This window comes from Paenibacillus sp. J22R67, from assembly GCF_059692175.1.
In genome coordinates this window covers 270,692-286,269 of the sequence record NZ_JCAUAX010000010.1, presented here as the reverse complement: position 1 = coordinate 286,269, position 15,578 = coordinate 270,692, and the positions used below count along the sequence as shown (strand labels likewise).

16 protein-coding genes, 8 tRNA genes and 1 rRNA gene are annotated in these 15,578 nt (G+C 48.0%); 21 read left to right on the top strand and 4 right to left on the bottom strand.

Features of this window, described 5'->3' with window-relative positions; all coding sequences use genetic code 11:
- The 9 genes from AC58VC_RS30155 to AC58VC_RS30115 form a co-directional block, all read left to right on the top strand.
- Positions 1-103 (top strand): 23S ribosomal RNA (locus AC58VC_RS30155); the annotation flags it as partial.
- A 76-nt stretch (positions 104-179) separates the two neighbouring features.
- Positions 180-271, top strand: a tRNA-Ser gene (locus AC58VC_RS30150).
- A gap of 29 nt (positions 272-300) precedes the next feature.
- A tRNA-Met gene (locus AC58VC_RS30145) sits at positions 301-377 on the top strand.
- Between the two features lie 16 nt (positions 378-393).
- Positions 394-469 (top strand) — tRNA-Val (locus AC58VC_RS30140).
- Positions 470-482: 13 nt separating this feature from the next.
- Positions 483-558 (top strand) — tRNA-Thr (locus tag AC58VC_RS30135).
- 27 nt (positions 559-585) lie between these two features.
- Positions 586-662: transfer RNA gene (locus AC58VC_RS30130), tRNA-Asp, on the top strand.
- 44 nt (positions 663-706) lie between these two features.
- Positions 707-779, top strand: a tRNA-Phe gene (locus tag AC58VC_RS30125).
- A 47-nt stretch (positions 780-826) separates the two neighbouring features.
- Positions 827-908 (top strand) — tRNA-Tyr (locus AC58VC_RS30120).
- Positions 909-917: 9 nt separating this feature from the next.
- Positions 918-990, top strand: a tRNA-Lys gene (locus AC58VC_RS30115).
- Between the two features lie 100 nt (positions 991-1,090).
- On the opposite strand, the gene AC58VC_RS30110 is transcribed toward AC58VC_RS30115, so the two are convergent.
- The 4 genes from AC58VC_RS30110 to AC58VC_RS30095 all read right to left on the bottom strand — a co-directional run bounded on the left by AC58VC_RS30110 (position 1,091) and on the right by AC58VC_RS30095 (position 4,042).
- Positions 1,091-1,393, bottom strand: coding sequence for an MTH1187 family thiamine-binding protein (locus AC58VC_RS30110; protein WP_497374318.1), 303 nt, complete (start codon positions 1,391-1,393; stop codon positions 1,091-1,093).
- Positions 1,394-1,487: 94 nt separating this feature from the next.
- Positions 1,488-3,050, bottom strand: a complete 1,563-nt coding sequence (locus AC58VC_RS30105; RefSeq protein ID WP_497374316.1) for a GMC family oxidoreductase — start codon at positions 3,048-3,050, stop codon at positions 1,488-1,490.
- Entirely contained in the window at positions 3,047-3,646 is a 600-nt protein-coding gene (locus tag AC58VC_RS30100; protein WP_497374314.1) for a gluconate 2-dehydrogenase subunit 3 family protein, read from the bottom strand. The genes AC58VC_RS30105 and AC58VC_RS30100 overlap by 4 nt, the downstream gene beginning before the upstream one ends.
- A 3-nt stretch (positions 3,647-3,649) precedes the next feature.
- Entirely contained in the window at positions 3,650-4,042 is a 393-nt protein-coding gene (locus AC58VC_RS30095; RefSeq protein WP_497374312.1) for a hypothetical protein, read from the bottom strand.
- 234 nt (positions 4,043-4,276) lie between these two features.
- On the opposite strand from AC58VC_RS30095, the gene AC58VC_RS30090 reads away from it, so the two are divergent.
- From AC58VC_RS30090 to hisH, 12 genes are all read left to right on the top strand, one after another.
- A complete protein-coding gene (locus AC58VC_RS30090; RefSeq protein WP_497374310.1) occupies positions 4,277-5,128 on the top strand; it encodes an NlpC/P60 family protein in 852 nt (283 codons plus the stop codon).
- A gap of 131 nt (positions 5,129-5,259) precedes the next feature.
- On the top strand, positions 5,260-6,375 hold the full coding sequence (locus AC58VC_RS30085; RefSeq protein ID WP_497374308.1) for a PucR family transcriptional regulator: 1,116 nt from the start codon (positions 5,260-5,262) through the stop codon (positions 6,373-6,375).
- Positions 6,376-6,488: 113 nt separating this feature from the next.
- Positions 6,489-7,610: an ABC transporter ATP-binding protein gene (locus AC58VC_RS30080; RefSeq protein WP_497374306.1), complete on the top strand. Its 1,122-nt coding sequence runs from the start codon at positions 6,489-6,491 to the stop codon at positions 7,608-7,610.
- 183 nt (positions 7,611-7,793) lie between these two features.
- A complete protein-coding gene (hprK, locus tag AC58VC_RS30075; protein WP_161406842.1) occupies positions 7,794-8,735 on the top strand; it encodes an HPr(Ser) kinase/phosphatase in 942 nt (313 codons plus the stop codon).
- A 42-nt stretch (positions 8,736-8,777) separates the two neighbouring features.
- On the top strand, positions 8,778-9,755 hold the full coding sequence (gene lgt / locus AC58VC_RS30070; protein WP_497374304.1) for a prolipoprotein diacylglyceryl transferase: 978 nt from the start codon (positions 8,778-8,780) through the stop codon (positions 9,753-9,755).
- A complete protein-coding gene (gene ppaX, locus AC58VC_RS30065) occupies positions 9,733-10,392 on the top strand; it encodes a pyrophosphatase PpaX (RefSeq protein ID WP_497374302.1) in 660 nt (219 codons plus the stop codon). Before lgt ends, ppaX begins: the two co-directional genes overlap by 23 nt.
- Positions 10,389-10,883: an acyltransferase gene (locus AC58VC_RS30060; protein ID WP_497374300.1), complete on the top strand. Its 495-nt coding sequence runs from the start codon at positions 10,389-10,391 to the stop codon at positions 10,881-10,883. The genes ppaX and AC58VC_RS30060 overlap by 4 nt, the downstream gene beginning before the upstream one ends.
- Before the next feature lie 217 nt (positions 10,884-11,100).
- Positions 11,101-12,312: an ATP phosphoribosyltransferase regulatory subunit gene (locus tag AC58VC_RS30055; RefSeq protein ID WP_497374298.1), complete on the top strand. Its 1,212-nt coding sequence runs from the start codon at positions 11,101-11,103 to the stop codon at positions 12,310-12,312.
- A 74-nt stretch (positions 12,313-12,386) separates the two neighbouring features.
- The gene (hisG, locus tag AC58VC_RS30050; RefSeq protein WP_145668163.1) at positions 12,387-13,025 is read left to right on the top strand and encodes an ATP phosphoribosyltransferase; all 639 of its coding nucleotides are present in this window, start codon (positions 12,387-12,389) and stop codon (positions 13,023-13,025) included.
- Positions 13,026-13,044: 19 nt separating this feature from the next.
- Positions 13,045-14,331 (top strand): histidinol dehydrogenase, encoded by a 1,287-nt coding sequence (gene hisD / locus AC58VC_RS30045; protein ID WP_497374338.1) that lies wholly within the window; start codon positions 13,045-13,047, stop codon positions 14,329-14,331.
- The gene (hisB, locus tag AC58VC_RS30040; protein ID WP_497374296.1) at positions 14,331-14,939 is read left to right on the top strand and encodes an imidazoleglycerol-phosphate dehydratase HisB; all 609 of its coding nucleotides are present in this window, start codon (positions 14,331-14,333) and stop codon (positions 14,937-14,939) included. Before hisD ends, hisB begins: the two co-directional genes overlap by 1 nt.
- Positions 14,940-14,941: 2 nt before the next feature.
- Positions 14,942-15,544, top strand: coding sequence for an imidazole glycerol phosphate synthase subunit HisH (hisH, locus tag AC58VC_RS30035; protein ID WP_497374294.1), 603 nt, complete (start codon positions 14,942-14,944; stop codon positions 15,542-15,544).
- Positions 15,545-15,578 lie beyond the last annotated feature (34 nt).

Genomic DNA, 15,578 nt, shown 5'->3' with positions numbered 1-15,578 from the left:
CAGTATGTAAGACCCCTTGTAGACGACGAGGTTGATAGGTTCGAGGTGGAAGTGCGGCAACGTATGCAGCTGACGAATACTAATCGGTCGAGGGCTTAACCAATAAACCTAGTTGTTACCTTTACGCAAGTTTCGTATCTAGTTTTCAGGGAATAATATTTCCTGAGTATATATGTCTTGGAGAGATACCCAAGTGGCTATAAGGGGACCCTCTGCTAAGGGGTTAGACTGCGTAAGTGGTGCGAGGGTTCGAATCCCTCTCTCTCCGCCAGTTCCAAACATATATAACAGATTTTATGTGGCGGCGTAGCTCAGCTGGCTAGAGCGTACGGTTCATACCCGTAAGGTCGGGGGTTCGAGCCCCTCTGCCGCTACCATAAAACCAATCCAGATGGAGGCTTAGCTCAGCTGGGAGAGCATCTGCCTTACAAGCAGAGGGTCGGCGGTTCGATCCCGTCAGCCTCCACCATCTTTCTTCACATGCCGTTGTAGCTCAACTGGTAGAGCAACTGACTTGTAATCAGTAGGTTGGGGGTTCAAGTCCTCTCGACGGCACCATTCATTTGGTGCAACTTGAATTGTCATGGAGCCGTGGTGTAGAGGCCTAACATGCCTGCCTGTCACGCAGGAGACCGCGGGTTCGAATCCCGTCGGCTCCGCCATTCATGTTTTTCATTGAATGGGACAATCTAAATGAAGTACATAAGGCTCGGTAGCTCAGTCGGTAGAGCAGAGGACTGAAAATCCTCGTGTCGGCGGTTCGATTCCGTCCCGAGCCATTGAGATGGTTGTGCTGCTACAAAGCAGCACGGTTATCTCGCAATATGGAGGCTTAGTGAAGTGGCTAAACACGGCAGACTGTAAATCTGCTCTCTCCGAGTTCGGTGGTTCGAATCCATCAGCCTCCATTTCCCTATGAGCCATTAGCTCAGTTGGTAGAGCACCTGACTTTTAATCAGGGTGTCGTAGGTTCGAATCCTACATGGCTCACTTTTATAAGTAAACACACAAGGCCGCGACGGTCTTTTTTTGTTTTTATGGTGTTAGATCTCTTTCATACAAAAAAGCATCCCAACGAGGGATGCTTTTTTTATTTCAACTTATCTGCAACCGACTGCATTTTTTGTGACATGGAGGCTGCTATATCACGGCGATCATCAATTTTGATCGTAGTAGAGACGCGCTGCGCACCATTAGTGAAGGGAACTTCATGCACAGCACGAATGACCTCCAGAATTCGATCTAAGGAGCCTTCCAAAATAGTTCCCATAGGGGTCATTTCGAAGGTAATGTCGGCGTGCTTTTCTAGTTCTTTGTGGAGATCAGCTACATAACCGCTAAGGCTGGTGGTTGTTGTGCCGATAGGGATAATCGTAAATTCTGCGATAGCCATGACGTATCGGTACTCCTTTCATCTTGTCTGTTAAGTTCTATTGTAGATGTTAGGATACTCGAGATGCAACTAATCTGTGGAAAGATCAGCTGCTTTAAATGCTAGCGAGTTCGATTATATAATCCGCGGTTCTTGCTGCCAAAGCCATAACCGTATTGGTGGGATTACAGCCGCTAGAGGTCACGAATAGACTCGCATCGCAGATGAACAGGTTCGGTATATCGTGGCTCTGACCGTACGTGTTAACGACGGAAGTAGCAGGATTATTTCCCATGCGGCATCCCCCCATGAAGTGCTGCGTATCCGGAACGACGAAGGCAATTTCGCCTCCGGCAGCTTTGAGGATCAGCTGCATATTGTCCACGGCGTGATCAATGAGCTTGCGATCATTATCTCCATAATTAAAGGTGACGGCAGCACGCGGCATGCCATAGTCATCTTTTTCATCAGATAAAGAGATATGGTTGTCCCATTGAGGTAGTACCTCTCCCACCATTGTTAGCCGTCCGTAGTGGTTGTAATTAAGCATAGCTTGTCTAAGTCCTGATCCCCATAGGGGCTCTTGTGTAGCTTTGCTTATTCCATCAGCCATATCAATGGGTCTAGAGCCGTGAGAGTGAATCGTATAGCCACGAGCGTAGCCGCGCCGAGGATCCGTTTCATAGAAATCCTGCGTAGATGCTAGCACAGGGGTTCCTTTGTACAAACGAACTTCCTGCTCAAATTTGGCATAAACATCGTTGCTGCTATGAGTCATAATCGCTCGGCCTACCCATCCGCTGGAATTGGCTAGACCATCAGGAAATTGCGGCGACGTGGAGTGGAGCAGCAGACGAGGCGTCTCGACAGCATGTGCGCAAAGAATAACTGTTTTGGCACGCTGCCGGTACTCGGTTCCTTGATGGTTGAAGAGCACACCGCTGACATGACCGTTAGCATCCACTTCGATTTGAGTGACCATGCAATCGGCGAGAATCTCCGCCCCGGCTTTCACCGCTTTGGGGATATGTACGGTCAAGGTACTGAATTTGGCATTCGGTATGCAGCCTTGGATGCAGAAACCGCGATTGATGCAAGGAGGACGACCATCAAAGGGAGCAGATAAAATGGCTAACGGTGTAACGGCAGATTGAATGCCAAGTACTTCGCAGCCTTTTTGAAACAGATAAGCATTGGGACTTAAGGGATCTCGTTCTGGATAAGGATAAGGCCCCTGAAAGTTGCCCCACGGAAAGTGTTTGGGACCAGAAACGGCAATTTCTTTCTCGATTCGATTATAGTAAGGTTCAAGGTCTTTGTAATGAATAGGCCAGTCTTCTCCAACACCATCGATGGATTTGGTTTTGAAATCAGACTCATGAAATCGTAAGAATACACCTGTGAAGTTTTGCGTCCCCCCACCAACCCCCCGGCCCGAATTAGAGTAGCCCATGCTTAACGGGACTGTCCCATCTACAAGCCGAGTATCTTCCCATCCCAACTGCCGCATGCTCAACTCGTCGCTGGCAAAGTTTTTCTGAGGATCCCGCCATGGGCCAGCATCCAAAACAACAACGCTCAGCCCAGCCTCACTTAGTTCTTTGGCGAGAACTCCGCCGGCAGCGCCTGCTCCAACGATTAAGATATCAACGGCATCTTGCTCGAATCTCCTCTTCATTGCTCTTTCACAGCCTCCCAGGGGTCAAGCTGGCCTGTCTCAGCACGAACATAACCACGCGGATAGGCAGGACCGCCAAAACCAATCTCCGACCATACCAAAGGATGAGAATAATAAGCTTCAACACTAAGCTTTAATAGTTTTTGGAATAGAGCTTTCTGCGGGATGCCCTCCCAATTTGCTGTCGGAGGATAGATGTCGCTGCTGATTTGCAGCATGATCTGCCGCTGAGAAGGTTCATCTAGTTGGAAAAAAGGTTTGCTGCTATCTATCCAGCCAGTTTCATCAATGGCTTTAAGTCCTTGTCGCAAAAGTGTACGTATAGGGGGGACATTCGCCTTTCGCTGTCCCTCGCCTTTGTCTTGTGTGAGAACCTCGTCAATATGACAGAGAACATATTGAATGATATCGCCTCGATTATCATCCATTAGCAGCGTGCACCAAGCCCGCAGTGTTTCTGCCTCGACATGTGTGAGGAACTGATACATGGTTTCACGATGTAAACGAGCGTTTACGATATTCCGAGTGTTGGCATCCCATTCTTTTTGCTCATCCATGACATTATAAGTCGGATAATAGCTATGAGTTGTCATCATCAATCAACCTCCATAAATAGCAGTAAGTCCAAGAATACTTAGAAATGAAAATAGTAGAGGCATTAGCACAGGCGGTCCTGTGAGAAAGTTACGTAATGCCAAACCGCCCACTCTTTTACGCACACCATTTACGTGAAAACCAAATCCGATCAACCCTTGAAGGACACCGAGCCAAAAGATGATATGCGAAGCCGTATACCAGCCATGACGATTTATCAGCGTGCCTATTATGGAGACTAGACTGATAAGAAGAGACAGGATGACTGGACTCCACATTATTTTTTTGTGAAAGTTTTGACGATAGTGCGATAAAGTCACTTGAATCCATAAGAGGAGATAGGCGACTCCAACCAAGAGAATGATGACACGGTCCAAAGACCATTGCGTCCATACCATATGTAGTACCTCCTATAGGACGAATATCCCTTGTACAATTATTTCCAAAATTACGAAGTTTATGAGTACGCCGCCTCTAATGACACATGGATGAAAGATTTGTTAGGTTTACCAATCATGTGCGGGATAGGAAACATTTTAGGAATGAAAGACTTTTCATAACCATGGTAATCTTGTACTAGATTATATGGACTTTTCCATATCTACTAACAAATACGTACTGGAGGATTTATGATGATAAAGATTCTTGCAAGACGCACATTTGGGATTACGGCAGCGATAACGATTGCTCTGTCAGCGACAACAGCTATCTCCGCATATGCCGCAAACGATGATATGGATGCAGTTTCACTAGCGAATAAAATGGTAGGGGTTGATTATTCCAAAAGTAACGAAACACCAGGTGCGGGGTTTGATTCCTCGGGCTTGATTTACTATGTCTACCAAACATTGGATTACGCTATTCCGAGAACGCTTGCTGATCAATTTAAAATGAATAAAAAGAAAATTACGAATATGTCTAATGCGGAACCAGGTGACGTTTTGTTCTTTGGCAGTGGTGAGAAGCCATCATTTGCCGGGATCTATGTCGGTCAAGGTAAAATGGTCATGTCTTCCCAGAGCAAAGACGAAGTCGTCACTCGCAGTGTTAGCGACTATAAGAGCAGTTTCATTGGTGGGAAAAGCATTCTTTCCTCCAAGGATCGGTTGAAAGCAGAGCTTATTCTGACTGCTCAGAAGTATTTGGGCACACCGTACGTCTTTGGAGCCAAATATGGACAAACCAAAACGATGGATTGTTCGTCTTTTGTGAAGACTGTGTTTGCTGAGTATGACATTACGCTGCCGCGGGTATCTCGCGATCAAGCCAAAGAAGGTAAGTTTGTAAGCAAAAGCAATTTGCAGACCGGTGATTTAGTTTTCTTTACAACCGTGGATTCAGGAAAAAATATTGGACATGTTGGGATATATGTAGGCAATGGGAACATGATCCATACGTACGGTGAAGGCGGCGTGAAATTTACCTCCATGAACAAAGAATGGTGGGCGGATCATTATGTGACGGCACGCCGGGTTTTAGACTAGGAGAATAGCTATTCATGAAAGAGAACCCTTTTGCAGTCTAGTTGCAGAAGGGTTCTTTTCCATGAAACCTCCTATATATGGTACAATAGGGAGATAGACATAGAAGAAGCTAGGAGTAAGGAGAGACGCAGATGGATTGGGAGCGCATAAAAGAACGTTTGGAAGCGGTTTTACAGACACCTATGCACGTTAGTTTGATCTCTGAAGCAGATTGGTTGCACTTATCCGAAGAACAAGCCGAATATCCGGCGAGCTTTTGTCGAAGTATTGAACGTGGGCAAGATGTGTTGTTTTATTTAGCTAAGGAACACAAGGATATACGCGTATTACAGGTAGCTGGAGCAAAACTGACGGCATCTGAGCGTAAACTCGTTGAAATGACAGTTGAGTCTAAGCAAACACAGGAAAAGAAACAGCGTGGCACTTACCTGTCTGAAGATGAAAGAAAAGCTCATCAGTTAAGGGATTGGCTGCTTCAACAAATGGAACTCGGTTCAACTTATGCGGAGCTTCCGGATGCCCTTGCATCACAATCCTCTCTGTACTCAACGAAAATTCCGCTGCTCTTATACGGGGATTACTCCCAAAGCCAAAGCGTTTCTTACGCGGAGCTGAAGAAGCTGCTGGAGTCTTTCTTTGAAGCGGAGATCATTCTGATACCTTTAATGGACAAAGAATGGCTGATTCTAGCGCCAGAAGGCTTATTAACGAGCGGTAGCGAGGAACGCGAGGGCGACGAAGAAGAAAGTGTAGAACAAATTCTGGACGCCCTAGGTTCAGGTTTATATGAAATGCTCGCCAATGAATGGGTGGGAGAGTGTCATCTCGCGATCGATTATCCGGTGAAACCCGCGAAATCGCTGTTTGCTACCATTCTCAAGCTAAGGGAAACAATTATGCTGGGCCGTTCCTTTCATGTAGGAAGTTTCATTCATCTTCGTTGGGAGCTTCGTTTGGAGAAGCTGCTGCATCTCATTGAGGAAGAGGAGAAGGCAGAATTCCTTGAACAGGTACTGCGCGGCACTGACCATGCGCTGGATACGGAAACGGTTACAACCCTTGAACATTTCTTCACATTAGACTGCAATGTTAGTGAAACTGCGAAGAAGCTTTATATTCACAGGAACACGCTGCTATATCGATTGGACAAGTTCAAAAATGAGACCGGACTGGATGTCCGGACGTTCAATCACGCGGTATTAGTGAGACTCGCACTATTATTGTACAAAGTAACGAAAAGAAAGTGATTTTTTTGTAGGTATTGTGCATAGTCAGTCCGGCCTTCGTGGGGTAAGATGAGTATAGTCAAAAGTTGATGAACAAGTAGTGTACATCGATAAACCGTAGGGGGAATGAACACATGGCAGGCGTACGTTTAAATCATATCGTTAAAAGATATTCTGGTGCAGAAGAATCTACAGTTAAAGATTTCCATCTTGAAGTTGCAGATAAAGAGTTCGTCGTATTGGTTGGAGCATCCGGTTGCGGAAAATCCACAACTCTTCGTATGATCGCAGGATTAGAGGAAATCACTGAGGGTGAACTTTACATCGGAGACCGCCTAGTTAATGATGTCGCTCCTAAAGACCGCGATATCGCGATGGTATTCCAATCTTATGCCCTTTACCCGCATATGACTGTTTATCAAAACATGGCATTCGGTTTGAAACTTCGTAAATTCAAAAAAGCTGATATCGATGCTCGTGTTCGCGAAGCAGCGAAAATCTTGGATATCGTTCACTTGCTGGACCGCAAACCAAAAGCTCTTTCCGGTGGTCAACGTCAACGTGTTGCCTTGGGTCGTGCGATTGTTCGTGAACCACAAGTATTCTTAATGGATGAGCCGCTTTCCAACTTGGATGCGAAACTTCGTGTACAAATGCGTGCGGAAATCACAAAATTAACAAAACGTCTTGGTGTTACGACAATCTACGTAACGCATGACCAAATCGAAGCAATGACAATGGGCGATCGCATCGTTGTTATGGATAAAGGTATCATTCAACAAGCAGCTACACCTGAAGAAATCTACAACTTCCCAGTGAATATCTTCGTTGCGGGCTTCATTGGATCCCCATCCATGAACTTCATGACAGGTACATTGGCACAAGAAGGCGGCGGAATTTTCTTCAAAGCAGGTACTGTTAACGTTGAAGTTCCAGCTGGTAAAGCACAAGTATTGAAAGACAAAGGATATGTTGGTAAAGAAGTGATTCTGGGAGTTCGTCCAGAAGACATTCACGAAGAGCCAGTATTCTTGGAAGCTTCCCCGAACACAGTATTCAACGTAAACGTTGAGTTGACTGAGAACTTGGGTCACGAAATGTACTTGTACCTGAACGGTATCGGCGCTAACACAGTTATCGCACGTGTAGATGGCCGTTCCGGAATCAAAGAAGGCACAAACGTGAAATTGGCTTTGGATATGAACAAAGTTCATTTCTTCGATAAAGAGTCCACATTGTCCATCTTAGTTAAATAAGTTTGGAACTGAAAGGCCAGCCGTGATCGGCTGGCTTTTTTGCTGTTTAAGAAGAAACAGCAAGTTTGTGAACACTTTAGTTGATTTCGATATCGTATTCCATTACGATGAAACTATTGGAAAGAAATGAGTATGAGCAGATGAAGCAGTTTTGCTCAGGCAAAACGTAGAGGAGATAGGACGATGGCCAAAAAGGTGAAGGTTTCCGAGTTAGTGGAACAACTCCATATGGAGGTTCTTGCAGGTGAATCTGGGCTCAAACGTGCGATAACAACCGGAGATTTGTACCGTCCGGGTCTCGAGATGGCGGGATATTTCAATTATCATCCGAGAGAACGAATTCAAATGCTAGGGAAGACAGAAATCACCTTCATGGAGATGTTAACGACAGGTGTTCGTAGAAACCGAGTAGAGCAGCTATGTGCTCCAGAGGAAACACCTTGCATCATCGTGACAAGAGGACTGGATATTCCGAGTGAGCTCTTGGAAGAAGCAACAAAACGTGATCTTCCCGTGCTTCGCAGTCAAATGTCGACAACGATTTTTGCAAGCCGATTAACGGGGTTTTTGGAAAATAAATTAGCACCAAGCACGACGATTCATGGTGTACTCGTCGATGTTTATGGAATCGGTATGCTGATTACAGGTAGCAGCGGGATCGGGAAAAGCGAAACTGCTCTTGAGCTTGTAAAAAGAGGGCACCGTCTGATCGCTGATGATGCCGTTGAAATACGACAAAACGGGGATAAAGTGCTGACAGGGAATGCACCGGAGTTGATCCGTCATTTGCTCGAGATCCGCGGTGTCGGTATTATCAATGTGATGACGCTGTTCGGTGCTGGGGCAGTTCGTAATGTTAAGAAAATTTCTGTCGTGGTGAAATTGGAAAATTGGCAGCAGGACAAGCAGTATGATCGTCTAGGCTTAGATGAAGAGCTTACACGCATCATTGACACGGATCTGCCGCTCGTTACAATACCAGTACGACCAGGGCGCAACTTAGCGGTTATCGTAGAAGTAGCTGCGATGAACTATCGTTTGAAGCGGATGGGGTATAACGCGGCGCTTCAGTTTACGAATAAATTGACCGAATCGCTGAACGAAGATTATGAAGATTTTGATTGAGGTCTTTATAGAGAGACAGCTTACATCTGAAGGAGTGAAACTATGTTAGAAAGTGTTGCGTTCTCCCTTGGACCCATTCATGTCCGGTGGTATGGCATTATTTTAGGTACAGCAGCATTAATCGGGCTATTATTGGCGATTCGAGAAGGGAAACGATTCAATATTATCCCTGACTTTTTCATGGATTTGTTGCTGATTGGCGTGCCTTCAGCGATTATTGGGGCAAGAATATACTATGTGGCCTTCCAGTGGTCCGATTATAAGAACAATTTGGCTGAAATTTTCATGATCTGGCACGGCGGAATCGCCATCTATGGGGCGTTAATCGGGGCTATTATCGGCGTATACTTTTATGTTAGAGCGAAAGGCTACGGTTTCTTGCGGATTGCGGATATTTGTGCACCAGGCTTAATTGTTGGTCAAGCTATTGGACGTTGGGGTAACTTCATGAATCAGGAAGCGCACGGAGGTCCTGTTTCGGAGTCTTTCCTGCGTGACACGTTGCATTTGCCGAATTTTATTGTGAATCAAATGAATATTGAGGGTACGTTCTATCACCCTGCGTTTCTGTATGAGTCGTTATGGAACATTGTAGGATTGTGTGTGCTTCTATGGCTTCGCCGCAGACCATTCTTGCGTGCAGGAGAGCTCTTCTTCGGCTACTTCATCTGGTACTCCATAGGGCGTTTCTTCATTGAGGGCGTGCGCACGGACAGTCTGGATATCACAGGCCCTGCATGGCTAGCTTCGTTTATTAATGCGCTGTGGTCGCCGATGAAAATCGTCTTTGAGCCGGGTGTGATGACTTATGGCGGCAACGTGAGATTCTCACAGTTGTTAGCACTTCTGCTAGTCATCGGAATGGCAATCTTAATTATCGTTAGAAGGAAAAAAGGGTATGCCAATGTTCGTTATGCGGACCCTATTGTGTCCTCCAAAACATTAGACAAAAACAGAGTAGTGAAAGATCAAGAGCAGCAAGATAAAGGAGCAGATTATGATTCAAACCGTACTGTTTGACCTGGATGGCACAATTGTGGATACCAATGAGTTGATTGTGCAGTCCTTTTTGCATAGCTTAGAAGGCGAAACGGCAGAACCTGTAAGCAGGGAGCTAATTATCCCGAATATGGGGCGTCCGCTTGTGGAACAGATGGAGTTTTTTACAGGCAAAAAAGAAGTGGAAGAGCTAATCAAGAAGTATAGGACGTTTAACCTATCTAAGCATGATGAGCTTGTTAAAGAGTTCCCTAACGTGCGAGTTGTCATGAAGAAATTGCATGAAAATGGGATTAAAATCGGTATCGTAACCAGCAAAATCAGACAAACGACCCTAATGGGCCTTAAATTGTGCGGACTAGACGAGTTCGTGAGCACGATCGTTACCGTTGAAGATGTCAAGGAAGCGAAACCACACCCAGAAGGCATAATCGCTGCGCTTAAGGTATTAGGCGGGACGCCGGATCAAGCTGTGATGGTGGGCGACAGCCATTACGACATTGAGGCCGCGAAAAATGCGGGTGTCATCTCAGTCGGCGTTACTTGGTCGTGGAAAGGCCGCTCTTACTTGGAAGAGTACAGCCCGGATCATCTGATTGACGATATGTTCGACCTGCTGCCTATCGTGGGTCTCGCGTCGGATGTGGATGCTCATTGAGAAAAACGGACAAGTACCCGGTTGAGGGTCCTAATGCCCTATGGCAAATCTATCATACCGTCAGCAAATGGAAGGCGATTCGCAATTTCGTATTCATCCAGATCACGCGGTACTCGCCTTCGCTGCGGATGAAAAACTGGATCTACCGGCATATCCTTGGGATGACTGTGGGGGAACACTCGGCATTTGCCTTAATGGTGATGGTGGATGTGTTTTTTCCAGAGAAGATACATATTGGCAATAATACGATTATCGGCTACAACACGACAATATTGGCTCATGAATATTTGACCAAGGAATACAGGCTTGGCGATGTTCATATCGGGTCCCATGTGATGGTGGGGGCAAACACGACGATTCTTCCAGGTGTAACGATTGGAGACTACGCGATTATTGGCGCTGGTTCCGTCGTTCACAAGGATGTAGCCCCGCATAGCTTCGTCGCAGGAAATCCGCTGCAAACGATTCGTCAAATACAAAATGAGAACTAAGAGTTGTGCGCTATTAAGCTGTACAGCTCTTTTTCTTTGTGCATGTAAAGAGCTTGTAAATGTAGGGAACTAATGAAAGAGGCAATTGACGGTCCTAAGGTTACGTGATAAAATAACCCTACATTCTTTATTTTGGTAGTATGGTAGCACGTTAACGCACTAAAGTAAGAAAAGAGAGAGAAAACAGAACTGAATTCCAAGATGTTGAGGTGAGACGGTGTCAAAGCCAAAAGTATTTGAAAAGCCGTTAGGGGTCAAGGATTACTTACCTGAAGCGGTAACGAAGCTGCGCAACATAGAATACCGTGTACTGGCTTGTATGGAACGCTGGGGATATAACCAGATCCTGACACCTACACTTGAATATTACGATACCGTTGGAGTGGCAAGCTCCACAGAAGATAAGAAGCTGTTCAAACTGCTAGATCGTAAGGGTCAAACGCTGGTTTTGCGTTCTGAATTGACTGCTCCGATCGCACGTGTAGCTTCATCATTATTGAAAGAACAGGCGTTCCCATTGCGTTTATCCTATCATTCGAATGTGTTTCGCGCGATAGAAGAGGAAGCAGGGCGCGATTCAGAATTTTACCAAACAGGTGTGGAACTCATCGGGGATGCTTCATCAGAGGCTGACGCTGAAGTGGTAGCCTTGGCGATTGCTTCTCTGCAAGCGGCAGGCGTTGGAACATTCAAGATTGCGCTTGGCCATGTAGGTTTCTTGAACGGATTGTTCCAGGAAACACTGGAAGGCCGCAGTGAGGCGCAGCTGAGCTTGAAAGAACATTTGCTCGGTCGTGATTATGTCGGATACCGTGAAGCTATTAAGTCACTGGCGCTTACGCCAGAAGTGGAACGGGAGTTAATCGGCGTGTTAAGGCTTAGAGGCGGAGATGAAATCTGCGAGCAAGCTCGGATGGTATCGCAACATCCTATCGCTCAGGATGCAATTCGACATCTATGTGAAGTATGGGATGTCCTTCAAGCATATGGAGTAAGCGAACATGTTGTTATAGATTTAACGATGATTGGAGATTTCTCCTACTATACAGGTATGACATTCGAAGGATATGCGGCGGATCTAGGTTTCCCTGTATGCAGTGGAGGCAGATACGATAATCTGCTGAGCCAGTTCGGGCGCCCTGCGCCGGCGACAGGTTTTGCGCTCAAGACGAACCGCATTCTTGAGGTGACCGGTGGAGAAGCTGTTGCGACTCCTAAGCGCGTGTTGATTGCTTACGATGCAGAGCACCGTGAAGAAGCACTCCAACAAGCCAAAGCTAAGCGGAGCAGTGAGGAGACGGCTGTTGTGATTACGCAGCTGGTGAGCGAGCCAGAAGCTTGGACGAAGGCACAGTTGGCCAAGGCAGATGGTTCATATGAGGTGAGCGGCATCGTGTATCAGGAAGTTATAGCGTTGTTGGTACGTTAAGGCAAACACAAAGCAGGAAGGTTAGCGCAGATTAAGCGCTTTTCCTCCCGGCGATCGGAAGGTAGGTTGGAGTGGTGGATGACATACTTAAAGTAGCGATGCCGAAAGGCCGTATTTATAAACAGGCAGCGAAGCTTTTTCATAAAGCGGGGCTGCCGATTCCGGAGGATTTGGAAGAAGGACGCCGATTAATTATTCCCGTACATGAAGCGAGAATGGAATTCATCTTGGCTAAGCCCGTGGACGTTCCGACGTATGTCGAGTACGGGGTAGCGGATATCGGCGTGGTCGGCAAGGACGTGCTGATGGAGGAAAACCGTAACGTTTACGAGCTGCTGGATCTGGGGATTGCACGCTGCCGCATGTCGGTGATCGGGTTGCCGGACTGGAAGCAAGTGATTAATCCACGGGTAGCGACGAAGTATCCGAACGTCGCGTCACAGTATTTCCGCGAGCAAGGACAGCAGGTGGAAGTCATTAAGTTGAACGGCTCTATCGAGCTGGCGCCGCTTATCGGTCTTGCTGACCGTATTGTGGACATGGTAGAGACGGGACAGACGCTCAAAGAGAACGGACTCGTGGAGCAAGAGGAGATTTTCCAAATTACGAGCCGCTTAATAGCGAATCGGGTTAGCTACCGCATGAAGAACGAATCCATTCAGCGGTTGTGTGATATGCTGCAGGCGGTGCTTCCTGTGCTGACGAAGGTTTAGAAAGAGAGGGAGAATGGATATGCGGATACTACCCGCCTCTGAATTTGAATTGAAACGCGAAGTCGAATACGGCTCACCGGAGCAAAATGAAACCGTCCGCCGCATCATCGAAGAGGTGCGTCAGGACGGCGATGCCGCGCTTCGTCGCATGGCGAAGGAATTCGACCGTGTCGAAGTCGCTGAGCTACGCGTCAGCGACGAAGAGATCCAGGCGGCGTACGCACAGGTCGACGCCGAGTTCCTGGCAGCGCTGCGTCAAGCAGCCGCAAACATTCGTGCGTTTCATGAGAAGCAGAAACGCACGTCATGGATGGACCTGCAGCCGGACGGCAGCCTGCTGGGTCAAATCATCCGACCGCTGAAGCGGGTCGGCTTGTACGTGCCCGGAGGGAAGGCGGCATACCCATCCTCTGTGCTTATGAATGCCATCCCCGCAATCGTGGCGGGGGTGCCGGAGATCGCGATGGTGACGCCTCCGGCCACCGCTGGGGAAGAGGGCATCAACCCGCATATTCTCGTGGCAGCAGCCGAAGCGGGTGTGAGAGAGATCTACCGCGCAGGCGGGGCGCAGGCGGTAGCCGCGCTGGCCTACGGCACGGAATCAATCCAGCCGGTCGATAAAATCGTCGGCCCTGGCAACATCTACGTCGCGCTGGCGAAGCGCTTCGTGTTCGGTGTCGTCGATATCGACATGATCGCCGGGCCAACGGACATCGTCGTGCTGGCGGATGAATACGCCGACCCTGAATACGTGGCGGCTGATTTGCTGGCGCAAGCCGAGCATGATGAGATGTCACCGGCCATTCTGGTGACAACGTCGCAGGAGCTAGCCGAATCGGTTCGGCTAGAGCTATGGCGACAGCTGGACGTGCTGCCGAAGAAAGCGATCGCTGCGGTTTCCACAGCGACCAGAGGAGCCATCCTTCTCGTGGACAGCTTGGACGAGGGCGTTGACGTAGTCAACCGCTTGGCGCCTGAACACTGCGAGCTGTTGGTGCAGGAGCCTTTTAACCTGCTGCCGCGCATTGAGAATGCTGGTGCAATCTTCTTGGGGGCATACAGCACAGAGCCTGTCGGCGATTACTTCGCCGGGCCGAACCATGTGCTGCCGACTAACGGCACAGCCCGCTTTTCATCCCCACTGAATGTGGACGATTTTCTGAAAAAATCAAGCGTTATTCACTATAGCAAGGAAGCGCTCATCGCGAACGGCGAAATGATTATGACACTCGCCCGCAACGAAGGGCTCGAAGGTCACGCGAGAGCGGTGGAAGTACGACTCAAGAAGGAAGGGAAGTTGAAATAATGGCTGAACAGGACAAAGGGATCGCCCGCTCGGCGAGTGTAGCACGCAAAACGAATGAAACAGATATCAAACTTTCGTTCCAGGTGGATGGGACAGGGATTTCGGAAATTCAAACGGATGTTCCTTTCTTGAATCACATGCTGGATTTGTTCACGAAACACGGACATTTCGACCTGAACGTTGACGCTAAAGGCGATATCGAAATTGACGACCATCACACGGTTGAGGATATCGGGATTTGCTTAGGGCAAACGTTACGTGAAGCGTTAGGTGATAAAAGAGGAATCAAACGTTATGCCAGTGTGTTTGTGCCAATGGATGAGGCGCTCGCACAGGTCGTTATCGACATCAGCAACCGACCTCATTTCGAGTATCGAGCTCAGTATCCTACGGCTAACGTGGGCAGCTTCGAGACGCAGCTTGTTCACGAGTTCCTATGGAAGCTGGCGCTGGAAGCTCGCATCACGCTTCATGTGATCGTGCATTACGGGCATAACACCCACCACATGATTGAAGCGGTGTTCAAAGCGTTAGGCCGCGCAATAGATGAAGCGACATCGATTGATCCTCGCGTTCAGGGGGTTCCTTCGACGAAGGGAGTGCTGTAAGGATGATCGCGATTATTGATTATGGCATGGGGAATCTACATAGCGTCAGCAAAGCCGTTGAGAGGCTTGGTTATGAAGCTGTGGTTACAGGTGATGCGGAGCAGATTCTTGCTGCAGAAGGGGCAATCCTGCCAGGAGTTGGCGCTTTCGGCGATGCGATGGAGCAGCTGCGCGAGTCAGGGCTGAACGATGTCGTTCTGCGCTACGCAGAATCGGGCAAGCCGTTGCTCGGCATTTGCCTCGGCATGCAGCTGCTGTTCGCCAGCAGCGAAGAGCATGGGGACCATGAGGGGCTGGGCCTTTTGCCCGGATCCGTTGTACGTTTCCGCGGTGACTACAAAGTACCGCATATGGGCTGGAATAAGCTGAGCTACAAGCAAAGCGCGAGTCCCATCTTTGAAGGAATTGAAGAAGGACACGTATACTTCGTGCATTCCTATCATGCGAAGCCGGAGCGCGAGAGCGACTTGCTGGCGGTGACGGATTACTATCAGCCAGTGACGGCGATTGTCGGCAGAGACAACGTGTACGGCATGCAATTTCACCCCGAGAAGAGCGGCGATATCGGCATGCAGCTGTTGCAAAATTTTCTAGCGATGTGTTAGGAATAGGCGGGGGAATAGAGGTCCTAAAGGTCTC

Bases quoted from the DNA above. Each gene is read 5' to 3' on its own strand.
- AC58VC_RS30110 (WP_497374318.1), bottom strand. From the start codon at position 1,393: ATGGCTATCGCAGAATTTACGATTATCCCTATCGGCACAACAACCACC.
- hisH (WP_497374294.1), top strand. From the start codon at position 14,942: ATGATCGCGATTATTGATTATGGCATGGGGAATCTACATAGCGTCAGC.
- AC58VC_RS30095 (WP_497374312.1), bottom strand. From the start codon at position 4,042: ATGGTATGGACGCAATGGTCTTTGGACCGTGTCATCATTCTCTTGGTT.
- AC58VC_RS30105 (WP_497374316.1), bottom strand. From the start codon at position 3,050: ATGAAGAGGAGATTCGAGCAAGATGCCGTTGATATCTTAATCGTTGGA.
- AC58VC_RS30100 (WP_497374314.1), bottom strand. From the start codon at position 3,646: ATGATGACAACTCATAGCTATTATCCGACTTATAATGTCATGGATGAG.
- AC58VC_RS30085 (WP_497374308.1), top strand. From the start codon at position 5,260: ATGGATTGGGAGCGCATAAAAGAACGTTTGGAAGCGGTTTTACAGACA.
- hprK (WP_161406842.1), top strand. From the start codon at position 7,794: ATGGCCAAAAAGGTGAAGGTTTCCGAGTTAGTGGAACAACTCCATATG.
- hisD (WP_497374338.1), top strand. From the start codon at position 13,045: ATGCGGATACTACCCGCCTCTGAATTTGAATTGAAACGCGAAGTCGAA.
- hisB (WP_497374296.1), top strand. From the start codon at position 14,331: ATGGCTGAACAGGACAAAGGGATCGCCCGCTCGGCGAGTGTAGCACGC.
- AC58VC_RS30090 (WP_497374310.1), top strand. From the start codon at position 4,277: ATGATAAAGATTCTTGCAAGACGCACATTTGGGATTACGGCAGCGATA.
- lgt (WP_497374304.1), top strand. From the start codon at position 8,778: ATGTTAGAAAGTGTTGCGTTCTCCCTTGGACCCATTCATGTCCGGTGG.
- ppaX (WP_497374302.1), top strand. From the start codon at position 9,733: ATGATTCAAACCGTACTGTTTGACCTGGATGGCACAATTGTGGATACC.
- AC58VC_RS30080 (WP_497374306.1), top strand. From the start codon at position 6,489: ATGGCAGGCGTACGTTTAAATCATATCGTTAAAAGATATTCTGGTGCA.